This window comes from Enterocloster bolteae, assembly GCF_002234575.2.
Classification (GTDB): Bacteria; Bacillota; Clostridia; order Lachnospirales; family Lachnospiraceae; genus Enterocloster; species Enterocloster bolteae.
In genome coordinates this window covers 6,413,490-6,431,234 of the sequence record NZ_CP022464.2, presented here as the reverse complement: position 1 = coordinate 6,431,234, position 17,745 = coordinate 6,413,490, and the positions used below count along the sequence as shown (strand labels likewise).

Sequence of the window (17,745 nt, the reverse complement as noted above, 5' to 3'; positions counted from 1 at the left end):
ATGGCAGAGAATGTATTTGAAGCGGTCAAGCAGTCGGTCAGCACCAGAGAAGCGGCAGCGTTTTATGGGATCGAGGTCAAACGAAATGGTATGGCCTGCTGTCCCTTTCACGATGATAAGAACCCCAGCATGAAGGTAGACCAGCGGTTCCACTGCTTTGGCTGCGGTGCAGATGGGGATGTGATCGACTTTACCGCAAGGCTCTTTGACCTCTCCCCAAAAGAAGCGGCGGAGAAACTGGCACAGGACTTTGGCCTGATCTATGACAGTCAGGCCCCTCCCCGCAGGAGGTATGTCCGGCAGAAAACCGAGGCACAAAAGTTTCGGGAGGACCGGCGGCGGTGTTATCGCGTACTGTCCGATTACTACTATTTGCTGAAAAAATGGGAGATCGACAATTCTCCCCGGACACCGGAGGAAGAACCGCACCCCCGTTTTGTGGAAGCAATCCAGAAGAAAACCTATGTAGAGTACCTGCTGGACCTTTTTCTTTATGAAAGTGAAGAAGAACAAAAGGCATGGATTGCAGAACACACAGCAGAAATCACACACTTGGAAAGGAGATTGAAAATCATGGCTGAGAACAAACCCACCAACCGAGAGCGGCTAAGGGAAATCACAGATGGCATCGAGCAGGGCATCAAAGAACTGTTTGAGAGTGAAAAGTATATGCGTTATCTGTCCGTTATGTCCCGCTTCCACCGCTATTCGGTAAACAACACCATGCTCATCTATATGCAGAAGCCGGACGCCACTTTGGTAGCCGGATATAATAAGTGGAAAGACCAGTTTGAGCGTCATGTTAAAAAGGGCGAGCATGGTATTACCATCATCGCCCCCACACCGTATAAGAAGAAAATCGAGGAGCAGAAACTGGACCCGGATACCAAGGCTCCGATTTTGGATAAAGACGGAAAGATCGTTACAGAAGAAAAAGAAATCGAGATCCCTATGTTCCGTCCGGTCAAGGTCTTTGATGTGAGCCAGACCGATGGGAAACCTTTGCCGGAGCTTGCTTCCTCCCTTTCCGGCAATGTGCCAAATTATGAGGCATTCATGGAGGCCCTGCGCCGCAGCGCGCCGGTGCCGATCACTTTTGAAGCAATGGCCGCCGATACGGACGGCTATTTTTCTGCCGATCATCAGAAAATCGCCATTCGTCAGGGCATGAGTGAGGTGCAGACGGTTTCAGCCACAGTACACGAAATTGCCCACAGCAAGCTCCACAATCAGAAAAAGATTCAGATTGCCAATGACGAGCAATATCAGGAGATCGAGCTGTTTGATAAACCCGGTTTGTTCTCCAATGGGCGGATTGTCCGTGATAATCTGCCGGAGGGCGTTTATTGCTATGACCTGCGCGGTTCTGACTACGACCCCGGAGAGCCGATTTATGTGGAGAACCGAGTTGGTGTAAACCATGCGGGTGCTGTGATTCTGGCGGAACCATTAGAACTTCCCAAAGAAGGTTATCTTCGATTGACCGAAGAAGAAGGTTTGAATTTTGTTGGCGGCTTTTCTACCCTCGCCCAGTTTTTGCAAGAACAGAGGAAAGACCGCCACACGGAGGAAGTGGAGGCTGAAAGCATCTCCTATGCGGTCTGCAAGTATTTTGGTATTGAGACCGGAGAAAACAGCTTCGGCTATATTGCAAGCTGGAGTCAGGGCAAGGAACTGAAAGAGCTGAGAGCCAGTTTGGAGACCATCAACAAAACCTCCGGCACTTTGATCTCCGACATTGAGCGCCACTATAAGGAAATCTGCAAAGAGCGTGGAATTGACCCCCATGCAAAGGCAGAGCCGGAAACCGCCCCGATAGAGCAGCCGGCAGATGCCGCTCAGGTATCTGACACCGAGCCAACCGGCAATCTGACCTACTATGTAGCAGAGTGCATGGAGTTTCCAAACCTCGGAGAATACCACGATAACCTGTCTTTGGAGGAAGCTGTCCGCATTTATCAGGAAATTCCGGCAGAGCGAATGAACGGGATCAAAGGAATTGGTTTTGAGCTGAAAGACGGAAGCGACTATGAAGGACCATTTCCGATTTTGACCGGGCAGACCATTGACCTGGACACCATTCAGGCAATCGACTATTACCGCGATAATCCGTTGGTACAGAAAGCGGCAAAGGAACTGGCTGCGGCAATGCCGGAAATGGAAGTGCTGGGGGCGGACGCCAACCAGCAGGAGGCGTTGTTTCTGATCGACGATGCCACCTATCTTCATATCCAGCCCTGTGACAGCGGCTGGGACTATACCCTTTACGATGCCGCATCCATGAAAGAGCTGGATGGAGGACAGCTGGATGCACCGGAGCTTTCCCGCATGAAAGCAGTTCTCCAGATTTGTAATGATAACGATCTGGACAGCACTTCGCTTAGACACGCCCCCCTGTCCATAGTTGAGACCTTGCAGGAAGCTGCCTATCAGCAGATGCAGGCAGAGGCCAGTCAGATGACTGCTTCTTCCCAGCTACCGGAGGCACAGGAGCAGGCGCTGGATGAATACCCCATGCCCGATGAGCAGGTATCCACACCGGATATGCTGAAATACGGCTACTCCTATGATGGGATGCTCCCTGTTACCAGAGAACGGGCGCTGGAACTGGATGCCGCCGGTTTGACTGTCTATGTGCTGCATGAGGACAATACGGAGAGCATGGTGTTTGACCCGCAGGAGATCATGGAGCATGGCGGTCTTTGCGGTGTGGACCGTGAGGAATGGGAGAAAAGCCCTCAGTTCCATGAAAAGGTCATGGAGCGTCAGGAACATCAGCAGGAACGAGAACAGGCATTTCTCTCCCAGAATAGAAATTGCTTTGCCATCTATCAAGTGAGCTGTGACGATCCCCAGAATATGCGCTTTATGAATCTGGACTGGTTAAAGTCCCATGATATTTCCATAGACCGCAGTAATTATGACCTCATCTACACCGCTCCGCTGAGTGAGTCTGGTACTGTGCCGGAGCAGCTGGAAAAACTTTATCAGCAATTCAATCTGGAAAAACCTGTGGACTATCACAGCCCCTCCATGAGCGTCAGCGACATCGTTGCGATCAAGCAGGACGGTAAGGTATCCTGTCATTACTGTGACAGCGTTGGTTTTACCCAGATACCCGGATTCTTGCCGCAAAATCCGCTGAAAAATGCGGAGATGGCCGTGGAGGACGATTACGGCATGATTGACGGCATCATCAACAATGGCACAAAAGAGCCTACGGTGGCAGAGCTGGAACAGCAGGCCCGAAGCGGTCAGCCCATTTCCCTGATGGACTTGGCTGACGCCGTTCATCGGGAGGAACGGGAAAAGAAAAAATCCGTTGTGGATCAGCTGAAAAGCCAGCCCAAAGCAGAACACAAAAAGACAGCACCCAAAAAGAGTGCGGAAAGAGAGATTTGATATGGGAAACTTTACTTTTGAGGAAATGAACCTGATGTGCATTTACAATACCGGCAGCCGCACCGGATTGATCAACAGCCTGCGTGAGATGCGCGGCGAGCTATCACCGGAGGAAACGGAACTGAGGGAGCTGACCGACAGCGCCCTTACGAAGCTCTGTGCGATGACCGATGAGGACTTTGCCCAGTTGGAGCTGTATCCGGATTTTGACCAGTAAACACCATAACCGCAGGGATGGGGTGGCAATCTGCCACCCCACCTCTTTACCCCAAAACCGAAAGGAGGACAGAACACCATGCCAACCAAAGCTGAACTATATGCACAGATGGCGGACAAGGTGGCAACACAGCTCACGGGGAGCTGGCAGGAATGGGCAGGGTTTCTCACCACTGCTTCCCGCCTTTACAAATACCCGTTCCATGAGCAGCTGATGATCTACGCCCAGCGACCGGACGCCACCGCCTGTGCGGAGTACGATTTGTGGAATGAAAAGATGGGCCGGTATGTAAGGCGCGGTTCCAAGGGAATCGCTCTGGTGGACGATTCCGGGGACAGGCCCCGCCTGCGTTATGTCTTTGATATTTCCGACACCGGAACCCGTGAACATTCCCGCACTCCCTGGCTGTGGCAGCTGGAGGAGCGCCATCTGGATTCCGTGCAGGCCATGCTGGAGCGCACCTATGATGTTTCCGGTGATGACCTTGCCGGACAGCTCACCGAGGCAGCCGGAAAACTGGCTGAGGAATACTGGACGGAGCATCAGCAGGACTTCTTCTATATCGTTGACGGTTCCTTTTTGGAGGAATATGATGAGTATAACATCGGAGTGCAGTTCAAGGCAGCCGCCACCGTCAGCATCACTTACGCTTTGATGTCCCGCTGTGGACTGGAGCCGGAACGCTACTTCGACCACGAAGATTTCATGGCGATCTTTGATTTCAACACCCCGTCCACCATCGGGGCGCTGGGAACAGCGGTCAGTCAGATCAACCAGCAGGTGCTGCGGCAGATCGGCGTTACCGTCCGAAATGCAGAGCGCGAAGCCAACCAAGAAAGGAGCAAGCAAGATGAACAATCCCATGACCTATATCCAGAACGGAGACTATCTGATTCCCGACCTGAAGCTGAGCCAGCAGCCGGAGAAACCCCTGGGCAAGTACGGAAGGATGAGGAAAACCTACCTGAAGGAACACCGTCCCATCCTCTACAACCAGATGCTACTGAGCGAGAAGCTGTACCCGCACCTTCTGGAGATCGACGAGACCGCCCAGAGCAGACTGGAGCAGATGATACCCCAACTGGCGAAGGAAGCGGGAGCCACCGAGGAACTGAAAGCCAGCGATCCCATGAAGTGGGTGGGGCTGATGAACACCTGCAAAGCCCAGGCCGAGGAAATCCTGATGGCGGAGCTTATCAACAGCTGACCCTAAACCTGTTCCTCTCCGAAGCGGAACAGATCCAATCCATAGATGAAGCAGAGAATGTAGCGCATACATCCTCTGCTTTTTCTTTTGCCCAAAATGATATTGACCATGTGCTGCGTTTGGGCGGCAATACAGACCGCCAGAGAGAGCGTGTGGTTGCAGCCTTTGAAAAGCAGAAAACCACCGCTGAGATTGCCGAGATACTGAAAAAGCTGTACCACGGCGGCAACGGCCTTGGCAGTGTGAGCGCATGGTATGCCGAGGATGGTATCCATCTTTCCCACGGGAAGTCTGTCCGTTATGACAGGTCTGCCCAGGTCATTTCCTGGGAGAGCGCCGCAGAGCGTATCGGGGAGCTTTTGGAGAGTGGCCAGTTTGCCTCCAATGTGGAGCTTGCAGAAGCGGCAGGCTATGAACGATCCCTCCTTTCAGAAAAGCTCTGGCATCTGTACCACGATTTCAGCGAGGAAGCCAGAGAAGCCGGATATTTGTCCTGCCTGTCAGAGATCAAAGGAAATGGGTTCCCGGAGGAGACCCGCCGCCTGACGGAGCAGCTGAGTGCCCCGGCTTTCCGCCAGACACTCAAGGAAGAATACGCTGCCTTCTGGACTGCCTATCAGCAGGACCGTGACCTGTTGCGTTTTCATTACCATAGACCAAGGGAGATCTGGGAGAACCTGAAGGACCTTGACCTGCCACGCAGGACCTTTTCTTCAGACCTTTCCCAAGTGCCAACCGTTCAGCGCTTCATTACCGAGGATGAGATTGACGCCGCCATAACCGGCGGCAGCAGTTTTGCCGGAGGAAAAGGCCGTATCTATGCCTTCTTCATGGAAAACCACACGGACAAGGAAAAAGTGAGATTCCTCAAAGACGAGTATGGCATTGGCGGACGCTCTCATGCACTGTCCGGCGCAACACACAGCGGTGAAGATCATGACGGGAAAGGGCTGCATTATAAAAAGCAGGGCTGCCCGGATGTTCACTTGAACTGGGAAAAGGTTGCCAAGCGCATTACCTCTCTTGTTCAGAAAGGCCGCTATCTTACCGAACAGGAACAGGCGCAGTATGACAAAATCCAGGCTGAAAAGGAACTGGCAGAAGAAGATGCTATCCAAGCCCAGCAGCCGGAGGTGGAGGAAGAAACTCCAAAGCCTACCCTTCGGGAGCAGTTTGAGCAGTATAAGCCTGTGGTAACTGCTTCCATTTCCGAGGATGCCGCATACCGTAATGCCTGCGGTCATTCTGACCGTGAAAATGCTGTCATCGAGGGCAATGCTGCTGTGCGCCGTGCGGTCCTTGGTTCTAAGGATATGGAGCTGATCCGCCTTTATTCTGATATACCGGAGTTCCGCCAGCGACTGCACCGGGAAGTGATCGACGAAACCTATCCAAAGCTCCATGAACTTCTGCGCCCTCTTTCTCAGGAAGATATTGATACTGCCCTTTGTGCATGGAACGGCAATATTGAGAGTAAACACGCTGTCGTCCGCTATATGAAAGACCATGCAAGAGAGAAAGATACCGCTGCATGGCTGGCTCAGGAATACGGTGGCAACAACAGCCTGTTCGTTGTCCGTGCCGGAAGCCCGGAGGAAACGCAGCTGCCCTGGCCGAAGGTACAACGCCGGATTGCCCAGCTTATTCAGGAGGACCGGTTCTATACCGAAGAAGAACAGGATCGTTTTGACAACATCGACCCTATCGCCATCCGGGAAGCTCTGGAGGAAAGAGGGAGCGTCAATGGACAGGTGGCAGACCCGGAAAAACAGGAAAACGATCAAAAGGTAATGTCAGAGGTGGAGCAGGAAGCTAATGAGGAAACAGAACACAAGCCAGAATATACGGCCTCTGACAGAGAATATGCTCGTGAGCATCTAATCCCAGGTGAGACTATTTTTGAAATGGATGGCCATTCTTTTCTGGTGGATTGGATCAATTATGATGCTGGTACAGTTAGTTTTCAAGATATTACTTTTACGTTAGCACCGGGGTTCCCCCTTTTCCAAATGGAGCCAATTTCTGTTGTTCGTCAGTGGTTAGAACAGGAGCCGGAGCCGCCAGTCCCTGTGACTGAGCCGGAGAAAATCTTTGAGGAAGTGCTGGACGAACACCCGGTTTCCATTCAGGTCAATGGCCAGTGGCAGACCTTCCCCAATGCCAAAGCTGCCGAGGAAGCCTCCTATGAGGAATACAAGGCAAACCTGCGCCGCAATGCACAAAACTTCCGTATTACCGATGAGCATTTGGGTGAAGGCGGTCCGAAAGCCAAGTTCCAGGCCAATATCAATGCCATTCGTTTGCTGAAAGAGCTGGAAGTTGCCGGACAGCAGGCAAGCCCCGAACAGCAGGAAGTCCTATCCCGCTATGTGGGCTGGGGCGGTCTTGCCGACGCCTTTGACCCGGAAAAACCGGCATGGGCTTCAGAGTATGCCCAGCTGAAAGAGCTGCTGACCCCGGAGGAATATGTCGCCGCCAGAAGCTCCACCCTCAACGCCCACTACACCAGCCCTACGGTCATTCAGGCCATCTATGAAGCGGTGGGCCGTATGGGATTTGAGACCGGAAATATTCTGGAGCCATCTATGGGTGTGGGCAATTTCTTCGGTATGCTGCCGGAGGAAATGAGAAACAGCCGTCTGTACGGCGTGGAGCTGGACCCGGTTTCCGGGCGCATCGCAAAGCAGCTCTATCCCAAGGCGGACATCACAGTAGGCGGCTTTGAGACCACCGACAGGCGAGACTTCTTTGACCTTGCCATCGGCAATGTGCCTTTCGGTCAGTATCAGGTCAACGACAAAGCCTACAACAAGCTGAATTTCAGTATTCACAACTACTTTTTCGCCAAAGCACTCGACCAGGTGCGTCCTGGTGGTGTGGTAGCTTTTGTAACCTCCCGCTATACCATGGACGCCAAGGATTCCACCGTGCGCCGCTATCTTGCCCAGCGTGCCGAGCTGCTGGGAGCTATCCGTCTGCCTAATGACGCGTTCAAAAAGAATGCCGGTGCCGAGGTGGTATCGGACATCATCTTCCTCCAAAAGCGGGATCGCCCGCTGGACATCGTGCCGGAATGGACCCAGACCGGACAGACGGAGGACGGGTTTGCCATCAACCGGTATTTTATCGACCACCCGGAAATGGTGCTGGGCAGACAGGAGCCGGTAAGCACCGCTCATGGTATGGACTACACCGTGAACCCTATCGAGGGACTGGAGCTTTCCGACCAGCTGCATGATGCGGTGAAGTATATTCATGGAACTTATCAGGAGGCAGAGCTGCCGGAGCTGGGCGAAGGCGAAGCTATTGACACCTCCATTCCTGCCGACCCTAATGTGAAGAACTATTCCTATGCCATTGTAGACGGGCAGGTGTACTACCGGGAAAACAGCCGCATGGTGCGCCCTGACCTCAACGCTACCGCCGAAGCCCGTGTGAAAGGTCTTGTGGGACTGCGTGATTGTGTGCAGGAACTGATCGACCTTCAGATGGATGCAGCGGTTCCGGACAGCGCTATTCAGGAGAAACAGGCAGAGCTGAACCGGCTCTATGACAGCTTTTCTGCCAAATACGGTCTCATCAATGACCGTGCAAACCGTCTGGCCTATGCAGACGATTCTTCCTATTACCTGCTCTGTGCGCTGGAAGTCATTGATGAGGACGGAAAGCTGGAGCGCAAGGCGGATATGTTCACCAAACGGACCATCAAGCCCCATCAGGCAGTGGCTGTGGTGGATACGGCAAGTGAAGCGCTGGCGGTGTCCATCTCGGAAAAAGCCTGCGTGGATATGGGCTATATGAGCCAGCTTACCGGAAAAACAAAAGAAGAACTGGCCGGAGAACTGCAAGGTGTGATCTTCCGTGTACCGGGACAGCTGGAGCAGGACGGATCGCCCCATTATGTGACCGCCGATGAATACCTTTCCGGCAATGTACGCCGCAAACTGCGTCAGGCACAGCGGGCGGCACAGCAGGACCCGGTTTATGCAGTCAATGTGGAAGCTCTTACCGCCGCCCAGCCCAAGGACCTGGATGCGTCGGAGATCGAGGTGCGTCTGGGCGCTACTTGGATCGACAAGGAGTACATCCAGCAGTTTATGTACGAAACCTTTCGTACACCGTATTATCTCCAGAGAAATATCGAGGTCAAGTACTCGTCTTTTACCGCTGAATGGCAGATCACAGGAAAAACTTCTGTTCCTTATAGTGATGTAGCTGCCAACACCACCTACGGAACCAGCCGTGCCAATGCCTACAAGATTTTGGAGGACAGCTTAAACCTGCGGGATGTCCGTATCTATGACACCATAGAGGACGCAGATGGAAAAGAGCGCCGCGTGCTGAACGCCAAGGAGACCACCCTGGCTGCCCAAAAGCAGCAGGCTATCCGGGAAGCCTTCAAGGACTGGATCTGGAGAGACCCGGAGCGCCGACAGACTCTGGTGCGCCAGTACAACGAGGAAATGAACTCCACCCGTCCCCGCGAGTATGATGGCAGCCACATCACTTTTGGCGGCATGAACCCGGAAATTACCCTGCGGGAACATCAGCTGAATGCCATTGCCCATGTGCTGTATGGCGGTAATACTCTGCTGGCACACGAAGTGGGCGCAGGCAAAACATTTGAGATGGTGGCCTCTGCGATGGAGGCTAAACGCCTGGGCTTATGCCAGAAATCTCTCTTTGTGGTTCCAAACCACCTGACCGAGCAGTGGGCGTCGGAGTTTCTGCGCCTCTATCCTTCTGCCAACATCTTAGTCACAACCAAAAAGGACTTTGAGACCCATAACCGCAAAAAGTTCTGCGCCCGTATTGCCACCGGTAACTACGACGCCATCATCATGGGACACAGCCAGTTTGAGCGTATCCCCATCAGCCGGGAGCGTCAGGAACGGCTTCTCTATGAGCAGATCGACGAGATCACCGAGGGCATCGCAGAGGTGCAGGCCAGCGGCGGCGAGCGGTTTACCGTCAAGCAGCTGGAGCGTACCAGAAAGTCTCTGGAAGCCAGACTGGAAAAGCTGCAAGCCGAGGGGCGAAAAGACGATGTGGTAACTTTTGAGCAACTGGGTGTGGACCGGCTGTTCGTGGATGAGGCCCACAACTATAAAAACCTGTTTCTATACACAAAAATGCGAAATGTGGCAGGCTTATCCACATCGGACGCGCAGAAATCCTCCGATATGTTTGCCAAGTGCCGCTATATGGATGAGATCACCGGAAACCGTGGCGTGATCTTTGCCACCGGCACACCGGTCAGCAACTCCATGACCGAGCTTTACACCATGCAGCGCTACCTTCAGTATGAACGCCTGCAAGAACTGAACATGACCCACTTCGACTGCTGGGCTTCCCGATTTGGGGAGACTGTCACAGCATTGGAGCTGGCACCGGAGGGAACCGGCTACCGGGCAAGAACGAGATTCAGCAAGTTCTTTAATTTGCCGGAGCTGATGAACCTGTTCAAAGAAGTGGCCGACATTAAGACTGCCGACCAGCTGAATCTGCCTACCCCGGAAGTGGAATACCACAACATTGTGGCACAGCCTACCGAACATCAGCAGGAAATGGTCAAGGCTCTTTCGGAGCGCGCATCGCTGGTACACAGTGGAACCGTTGACCCGTCTCAGGACAATATGCTCAAGATTACCTCGGATGGCCGCAAGCTGGGGCTGGACCAGAGGATCGTCAACCAGATGCTGCCGGATGAACCCGGCACAAAGGTTAATCAGTGCGTGGAAAACATCATGCAGATCTGGCGGGATGGAGAAGCTGACAAGCTGACCCAGCTGGTATTCTGCGACATTTCTACCCCGCAGGCAAAAGCCCCTGCAAGTAAGGCGGCGAAAACGCTGGATAATCCACTGCTTCATGCATTGGAAAGCGCTGTACCCCTGCCGGAGCAGGAACCGGTCTTTACGGTATATGACGATATTCGTCAGAAACTCATTGCCCAGGGGATGCCTGCCGACCAGATCGCTTTTATCCATGAAGCCAATACCGAGGTGCGTAAAAAGGAGCTGTTCTCCAAAGTCCGTACCGGTCAGGTGCGTGTACTTATGGGCAGCACCGCCAAGATGGGCGCAGGCACCAATGTACAGGACCGTCTGGTGGCACTTCATGATCTGGACTGTCCGTGGAGACCGGGAGATGTAGGACGGATTTTGCGGACATTCAAAATAAAAAAGAATGTGGAGGTAACAGACAATGGCAAAGACAATTTTTGAGGAAATGGGCGGCAAATACGAAAGGCAAGGCGATTATTTAATACCGTGCTTAACTGTATCCGCCGAAGAAGAACAGCCGATAGGCATATGGGGACAGCGGCATTTGGATTATCTGAAGCATCACTGTAAAGTTACATACACCAATCTTCTTACAAGCGGCAGACTTAACGCTTACCTTGCCGACATTGACAGACAGGCACAGGAAGGCTTTGAAAGGCTCATAGAGGGTATGAAACAGGCACAGGGCATAACGGAACAGCTAAAGGCAGAAAACGCCTTAGAATGGACAGGATACCTCAATAACATAAGGGCTTGTGCGAGGGAGATTGTGGAAAAGGAAATTATTTTTGCATAAACAGATGATTAGTGGCAGGGGGAAATCCTGCCGCTTTTTCTGCTTTAGTTTGTCAGCTTGACAAATAAAGGGTTAAGGAATATAATTAGATTCAGTATTATACAAGGAGTTAATAAATATGCGGCAAGGTATTCTTAAATAAACTGTCAATTTGATAGTGGGAACAAAAAGTAGCAGTCTCGTTTCACTTTTAATATGGGGCTTAGTTTTTTGTACCCAGTTTAAGAATACTTTTATCATGTAATTTTATATGCCCGAAAACATATAAGTGTTTTGGGGCTATTGGAGTTATTTACCCAGTGATAGGAGTATTTATCACTGGGTATTTTTATGCCCTTTTTTGGGTGTTGATAGGAGGAAAATCACATGAAAATAATTAACTTAGGCATTCTGGCTCACGTTGACGCAGGAAAGACAACATTAACGGAAAGTTTATTGTATACCAGTGGTGCAATTGCAGAACTAGGGAGTGTAGATGAAGGCACAACAAGGACAGATACAATGAATTTGGAGCGTCAAAGGGGAATCACTATCCAGACAGCAGTGACATCTTTTCAGTGGGAGGATGTAAAAGTCAACATTATAGATACGCCAGGCCATATGGATTTTTTGGCGGAAGTATACCGTTCTTTATCCGTATTAGACGGAGCAGTATTATTAGTTTCTGCAAAGGATGGCATACAGGCACAGACCCGTATACTGTTTCATGCACTACAGATAATGAAGATTCCGACAATTTTTTTCATCAATAAAATTGACCAAGAGGGGATTGATTTGCCAATGGTATATCGGGAAATGAAAGCAAAGCTTTCTTCGGAAATTATAGTGAAGCAAAAGGTTGGGCAGCATCCCCATATAAATGTAACGGACAATGACGATATGGAACAGTGGGATGCGGTAATTATGGGAAACGATGAACTATTAGAGAAATATATGTCAGGGAAACCGTTTAAAATGTCAGAACTGGAACAGGAAGAAAACAGGAGATTCCAAAACGGAACGTTATTTCCCGTTTATCACGGAAGCGCTAAAAACAATCTGGGGATTCGGCAGCTTATAGAAGTGATTGCCAGTAAATTTTATTCATCAACGCCTGAAGGTCAATCTGAACTATGCGGGCAGGTTTTTAAGATTGAATATTCAGAGAAAAGGCGGCGTTTTGTTTATGTGCGTATATATAGCGGAACATTGCATTTGAGGGATGTTATTAGAATATCTGAAAAAGAGAAAATAAAAATCACAGAGATGTGTGTTCCGACAAACGGTGAATTATATTCATCCGATACAGCCTGCTCTGGTGATATTGTAATTTTACCAAATGATGTTTTGCAGCTAAACAGTATTTTGGGGAACGAAATGCTGTTGCCGCAGAGAAAATTTATTGAAAATCCTCTCCCTATGCTCCAAACAACGATTGCAGTAAAGAAATCTGAACAGCGGGAAATATTGCTTGGGGCACTTACAGAAATTTCAGATGGCGACCCTCTTTTAAAATATTATGTGGATACTACAACGCATGAGATTATACTTTCTTTTTTGGGGAATGTGCAGATGGAAGTCATTTGTGCCATCCTTGAGGAAAAATATCATGTGGAGGCAGAAATAAAAGAGCCTACTGTTATATATATGGAAAGACCGCTTAGAAAAGCAGAATATACCATCCACATAGAAGTCCCGCCAAATCCTTTCTGGGCTTCTGTCGGGTTGTCCATAGAGCCGCTCCCTATTGGAAGCGGAGTGCAGTATGAAAGCAGAGTTTCACTTGGATATTTAAACCAATCGTTCCAAAATGCGGTTATGGAGGGGGTTCTTTATGGCTGCGAGCAGGGGCTGTATGGATGGAAAGTGACAGACTGTAAAATCTGTTTTGAATATGGATTGTATTATAGTCCTGTAAGTACCCCCGCAGACTTTCGGCTGCTTTCCCCTATCGTATTGGAGCAGGCTTTAAAAAAAGCAGGAACAGAACTATTAGAGCCATATCTCCACTTTGAAATTTATGCACCGCAGGAATATCTCTCACGGGCGTATCATGATGCTCCAAGGTATTGTGCAGATATTGTAAGTACTCAGATAAAGAATGACGAGGTCATTCTGAAAGGAGAAATCCCTGCTAGATGTATTCAAGAATACAGGAACGATTTAACTTATTTCACAAATGGGCAGGGAGTCTGCTTGACAGAGTTAAAAGGATACCAGCCAGCTATTGGTAAATTTATTTGCCAACCCCGCCGCCCGAATAGCCGTATAGATAAGGTTCGGCATATGTTCCACAAGTTAGCTTAACAGCTTGCAAAAGTCATATAAAATGAGATTTGAAAGGATTAGAGACTAATTATGATGAAATGTGAATGGATATTGTGTCCTGTTTGTGGGAGTAAAACCCGTAATAAAATTAGGAAGGACACTGTTTTGGAGAATTATCCCCTTTATTGTCCAAAATGCAGACAAGAAAGATTGATTAAAGTTGACAACTTGAAGATAACTGTCATCAAAGAGCCAGACGCTTAAGACGCAGAGCCGATGAAATTGTGGAACAATTCACGAATCATCGGCTCTTTTTGTTTCGTATTTGAAAGAACAAACTCACCAAATAAAAAAACGATATTCGGGTGGGTTATTTTGTTATACCCTAAATTACCCTCTGAATTTGTTTTTAAATTTGGAGGGATTTTTTTATGTTCTTTTTTCGGGCGGTTATTCATCTGCTCATACGAAGTAAAATTTATCAATACATAGCATATCAGAGAACGGCAGGAAACCAGTTAAAAAAATTTCTGCCTATGCAACGGTACTTCCTGCCTTGAAAGTAGAAGTACAATCTCCATACAATAGAATTACTATTTCCTATAACCGTAAAGGTCACAGAGCCTTTGCGGTTTTTCTTTTGTCGATTTTTGTTGGAAAGTGCCGCAGGGCTATTAGTGGTGTTAGGTGTCGTTCGCCGCCTCTCCATCTGGATTTTAAGCATTTCAAAAATTCAGATGGGAGGACAATACGGTGAAATACGCACCAAGAAAAGTATATATCAAGGAAAGGGGCAGATACGTGGAACTGTCCTACACGGATTTTTGTTGCCGCAGAGAATCCGACCAGACTTATATGGACAAGCTGTTTATCCCAGTTCAAGGCTGTCTGCTTGAAGTTGTGAGGGAGCAATACACGGACTTCTACCGTGACAAGGAACGGTGGCGTTATCTGCAAAAATTAGATACGAAGAACAGCCTGCTTTCTCTGGATGGATTTACGGACAGCGAGGGGAATCCTTTAGACTTTATCGCTGATGAAGCGGCGGACATTGCGGAAACCGTTGTCAATGCGGTCATGGTGGACAGGCTGAAAGCCGCCCTGCCTTTGCTGTCGGATAGTGAACAGGCATTGATTCATGCCATCTTTTTTGACGGACTTTCCGAGCGTGAAGTCGGGGCGAGGTTCGGCATAACCCAGAGCGTTGTGAACAAACGCAAAGCCAGAATCCTAATAAAACTAAGAAAGATAATAGAAAGTTAAAATTTAAGGCGTTCAGCCCCCTTGTTTTTTCCTTTGGGAAAATGAGGGGGCTTTTCTCTGCCCTCTCAATCAATTCTGATTGGAGGAAATAAAAAATGGCATACAACCACGGACGGGAGGACAGGAAATGGCGTATCTGGAAAGAAGCGGAGGAAAAGCTGATGCGTGAGTGCGGCGTTGATGAAGCGACCATTGAGCAGATACGAATAGCGGACAGGGCAGACTTCAATTCCAACAGGCGGTTTTACCGATGGACGAATGACGTTGCGGAATACCTTGAGGACATGGCAGACAGGGAGCGGCAGGCGGAAGTGGGTACGGTTGCGGAGTTACTGGACGAGATTGAGAGCGAAAACCTTTATCAAGTGTTAGTGGCAGTAGACGGGCGTACCTTGAAAATCGTCCTGCTGAAAATGCAGGGGTATTCCACAAAGGAGATTGCCCCGCTTGTGCATTTGACGACTGGTGCCATCTATGCGAGGTTAGACCATCTGCGGAAGAAGTTGCGGAAAATTTTATAAGCGTCTAATACATCCCATTATTCTGCGGGCTACTGGGTGGGGAGCGGAATCTCCCCGCTTATTTTTGGCAGGAGGACAGAGGGATGGCATACAGGGTTAAAGCATACACGCTTCGGGAGGAATCCACGGAAAGCGGCACAAGGTATTTTATCAGCTTTAAGGACGGGCAGGGCAAATCCCACGAGTTGGAAGTGTCGGAACAGTTCTTTATGGAGTTTCGGCAGATGGAACGCAGGAACAGGAATCTTCTCCAATGGGACGAGCGGCACAGGGAGTTTAACGAGGTATGGGACGAAACCCTTTACAGACGGGCGTTGCGTGTGCCTAAGAGCCTTGATGAACGCATGATTGAAGAAGAACGGAATGAAACGCTCTGTAAGGCGGTTGGGAGCCTGCCAGAGATACAAAGGCGGCGTTTCCTGCTCTACTACGAGTATGAGTTCAATTTTTACCAAATCGCCGCTATGGAGCATTGCACCGCTTCGGCAATACAGAAATCCGTTGCCATCGCAAAGGAGAAAGTAAAGGCGGAAATGAAAAAGTATCTCCAACCGTGACCGATACCGCCCGAAAAAGAAATCTGTTTTTTATTTGTACGGGATTGGCGGCATTACATACTCTCATTTTTTTCATGGGAGTAAATCTATTTTTAAGGAGGTCAACGCCTATGTGCAACGAAAACAAAGACACCGCCCGAAAGGAGGAAAGCCATGCAGAAGTTACAGACAGTCAACGCAGAAACGCTCCTTTATGAGCCGCTTGAGAAACCGTCCTTTGTGGTGGACAGCCTTATTCCGACAGGTTTATCGCTGTTCTGCGGCTCACAGAAGATAGGCAAGAGCTGGCTCATGCTGAAGCTATGCCTATGCGTGTCGCAGGGACTTCCCTTGTGGGATATGCCGACAATGGAGGGCGATGTGCTTTACCTCTGCCTTGAGGACACGTTCTGCCGCATACAGGACAGGCTGTTCCGCTTGACGGACGAAGCAAGCGGGCGGCTTCATTTTGCCGTGGCAAGCTGCAAGCTGTCAGACGGTCTTATCGTGCAGCTTGAGGATTATCTGAAAGACTACTCAGACAGCAGGCTCATTGTCATTGACACTTTGCAGAAAGTCCGTACAGCTTCAAAAGACAACGCCTATGCAAGCGACTATGGGGACATTTCCCTTATCAAAGACTTTGCCGACAGGCACTCATTGGCAGTTATTGTCGTACACCACATCCGAAAGCAGAATGACAGCGATGTATTCAACAAAGTATCTGGGACGACAGGCTTAACGGGGAGTGCGGACGCTACCTTTGTTCTGGAAAAGGAGAAACGTGCGTCAGACACCGCCAAGCTGTATGTGACGGGCAGGGACACGCCCTATCAGGAATACACGCTCCGTTTCCGTGATTGCAGTTGGGAACTGGTGGAGAGGAAAACGCAGGAGCAGCTTGCGAAAGAAGCGATACCAGACATTCTTTTTCGGTTAGTGGATTTTATGAGGGATAAGGAAGAATGGACAGGCACGGCCACGGAACTGTTGGATGCTCTGGGCGAAACGGAAACGGCGGCAAATGTCTTGACGAAATGGATGAACGAATACCGCCTTGACTTTCTCCAAGAGAACCATATCCGCTATGGTTTCAGCCGCAGGAGCAGCGGGCGGATAATTTCACTTGTAATGCAGGAGGGAACAGACAGTGACGGTCATGTCGATGATGACGGTGTTTCTGGGATACCCCCTGCCGCCGTCACCGACATGTAAGCCTATGTAAAATCGGCGGCTCTGCCCCATGTGTGACGGTCATGTCGGTTATGACGGTGTTTTGGGGATACCCCTGTTACTGTCACAGTCATGCGGAATGTATGTAAAATCGTCAGTTCAGCCCTGCGGGTGACAGTTGGTGACGGTGGTGACGGTTATTTTGGGATACCCCGCAACTGTCACCCTACGGGAGAACACCCCGCAAACGCAAATGCAGGCGTGGGATTCACCCGCCCTTTTCGGGCGTGTAAAACCACCCCTGCGGTCAGAAAAATCCATCTGATTTTTCCGACTGCGTTTACAGGGTGTAACACACTACACTTTGCCCTGCAAAGTCGTGTGCCAGACGTTCCCTCTGGACTCCCTTATGGCAGGGCTGCGCCCTGCTATCCTGCGCCTTGCGGCTTCGGATAAAAGAATGGCGGCATGACGGTGACGGCTTTTGCGAGGGGGGTATCCCAAAAACACCGTCATCATCGACATGACCGTCATGCAGGGGATAAGGGTGACAGTTGCGGCAGTCGGCAGAGGGTATCCCAAAACAACCGTCATCAC

Annotated in this window: 12 protein-coding genes; 11 read left to right on the top strand and 1 reads right to left on the bottom strand. The window is 50.0% G+C overall.

The window, feature by feature from the left end; translation table 11 throughout:
• Both CGC65_RS29920 and CGC65_RS29915 read left to right on the top strand, forming a co-directional pair.
• The gene (locus tag CGC65_RS29920; RefSeq protein ID WP_002569204.1) at positions 1–3,402 is read left to right on the top strand and encodes a YodL domain-containing protein; all 3,402 of its coding nucleotides are present in this window, start codon (positions 1–3) and stop codon (positions 3,400–3,402) included.
• A gap of 1 nt (position 3,403) precedes the next feature.
• On the top strand, positions 3,404–3,619 hold the full coding sequence (locus CGC65_RS29915) for a transposon-transfer assisting family protein (RefSeq protein ID WP_002569203.1): 216 nt from the start codon (positions 3,404–3,406) through the stop codon (positions 3,617–3,619).
• Between the two features lie 96 nt (positions 3,620–3,715).
• Here the strand turns inward: CGC65_RS29915 and CGC65_RS32005 are convergent, their stop codons facing one another.
• Complete coding sequence (locus tag CGC65_RS32005) at positions 3,716–4,483, bottom strand: hypothetical protein (RefSeq protein WP_007037449.1); 768 nt, start codon at positions 4,481–4,483, stop codon at positions 3,716–3,718.
• Between CGC65_RS32005 and CGC65_RS32000 the strand changes: the two genes are divergently transcribed.
• The 9 genes from CGC65_RS32000 to CGC65_RS29865 all read left to right on the top strand — a co-directional run bounded on the left by CGC65_RS32000 (position 4,482) and on the right by CGC65_RS29865 (position 17,190).
• The gene (locus CGC65_RS32000) at positions 4,482–4,826 is read left to right on the top strand and encodes a TnpV protein (protein ID WP_425609799.1); all 345 of its coding nucleotides are present in this window, start codon (positions 4,482–4,484) and stop codon (positions 4,824–4,826) included. The genes CGC65_RS32005 and CGC65_RS32000 overlap by 2 nt on opposite strands.
• 830 nt (positions 4,827–5,656) lie before the next feature.
• Entirely contained in the window at positions 5,657–11,053 is a 5,397-nt protein-coding gene (locus CGC65_RS29910; protein ID WP_330369703.1) for an SNF2-related protein, read from the top strand.
• Positions 11,034–11,408, top strand: a complete 375-nt coding sequence (locus CGC65_RS29905) for a TnpV protein (protein WP_002569201.1) — start codon at positions 11,034–11,036, stop codon at positions 11,406–11,408. The genes CGC65_RS29910 and CGC65_RS29905 overlap by 20 nt, the downstream gene beginning before the upstream one ends.
• 366 nt (positions 11,409–11,774) lie before the next feature.
• The gene (tet(O), locus tag CGC65_RS29900) at positions 11,775–13,694 is read left to right on the top strand and encodes a tetracycline resistance ribosomal protection protein Tet(O) (protein WP_002569200.1); all 1,920 of its coding nucleotides are present in this window, start codon (positions 11,775–11,777) and stop codon (positions 13,692–13,694) included.
• Between the two features lie 51 nt (positions 13,695–13,745).
• On the top strand, positions 13,746–13,919 hold the full coding sequence (locus CGC65_RS29895; RefSeq protein WP_002779755.1) for a cysteine-rich KTR domain-containing protein: 174 nt from the start codon (positions 13,746–13,748) through the stop codon (positions 13,917–13,919).
• Positions 13,920–14,408: 489 nt separating this feature from the next.
• Positions 14,409–14,918: a sigma-70 family RNA polymerase sigma factor gene (locus CGC65_RS29880; RefSeq protein WP_002569199.1), complete on the top strand. Its 510-nt coding sequence runs from the start codon at positions 14,409–14,411 to the stop codon at positions 14,916–14,918.
• A 95-nt stretch (positions 14,919–15,013) separates the two neighbouring features.
• Positions 15,014–15,439: an RNA polymerase sigma factor gene (locus tag CGC65_RS29875; RefSeq protein WP_002569198.1), complete on the top strand. Its 426-nt coding sequence runs from the start codon at positions 15,014–15,016 to the stop codon at positions 15,437–15,439.
• Positions 15,440–15,522: 83 nt separating this feature from the next.
• Positions 15,523–15,996 (top strand): RNA polymerase sigma factor, encoded by a 474-nt coding sequence (locus tag CGC65_RS29870; protein ID WP_002569197.1) that lies wholly within the window; start codon positions 15,523–15,525, stop codon positions 15,994–15,996.
• A gap of 153 nt (positions 15,997–16,149) precedes the next feature.
• On the top strand, positions 16,150–17,190 hold the full coding sequence (locus CGC65_RS29865; RefSeq protein ID WP_002569196.1) for an AAA family ATPase: 1,041 nt from the start codon (positions 16,150–16,152) through the stop codon (positions 17,188–17,190).
• Positions 17,191–17,745 lie beyond the last annotated feature (555 nt).

Bases quoted from the DNA above. Each gene is read 5' to 3' on its own strand.
- CGC65_RS29920 (WP_002569204.1), top strand. From the start codon at position 1: ATGGCAGAGAATGTATTTGAAGCGGTCAAGCAGTCGGTCAGCACCAGA.
- CGC65_RS29915 (WP_002569203.1), top strand. From the start codon at position 3,404: ATGGGAAACTTTACTTTTGAGGAAATGAACCTGATGTGCATTTACAAT.
- CGC65_RS32000 (WP_425609799.1), top strand. From the start codon at position 4,482: ATGACCTATATCCAGAACGGAGACTATCTGATTCCCGACCTGAAGCTG.
- CGC65_RS32005 (WP_007037449.1), bottom strand. From the start codon at position 4,483: ATGGGATTGTTCATCTTGCTTGCTCCTTTCTTGGTTGGCTTCGCGCTC.
- CGC65_RS29910 (WP_330369703.1), top strand. From the start codon at position 5,657: ATGGAAAACCACACGGACAAGGAAAAAGTGAGATTCCTCAAAGACGAG.
- CGC65_RS29905 (WP_002569201.1), top strand. From the start codon at position 11,034: ATGGCAAAGACAATTTTTGAGGAAATGGGCGGCAAATACGAAAGGCAA.
- CGC65_RS29895 (WP_002779755.1), top strand. From the start codon at position 13,746: ATGATGAAATGTGAATGGATATTGTGTCCTGTTTGTGGGAGTAAAACC.
- CGC65_RS29875 (WP_002569198.1), top strand. From the start codon at position 15,014: ATGGCATACAACCACGGACGGGAGGACAGGAAATGGCGTATCTGGAAA.
- CGC65_RS29870 (WP_002569197.1), top strand. From the start codon at position 15,523: ATGGCATACAGGGTTAAAGCATACACGCTTCGGGAGGAATCCACGGAA.
- CGC65_RS29865 (WP_002569196.1), top strand. From the start codon at position 16,150: ATGCAGAAGTTACAGACAGTCAACGCAGAAACGCTCCTTTATGAGCCG.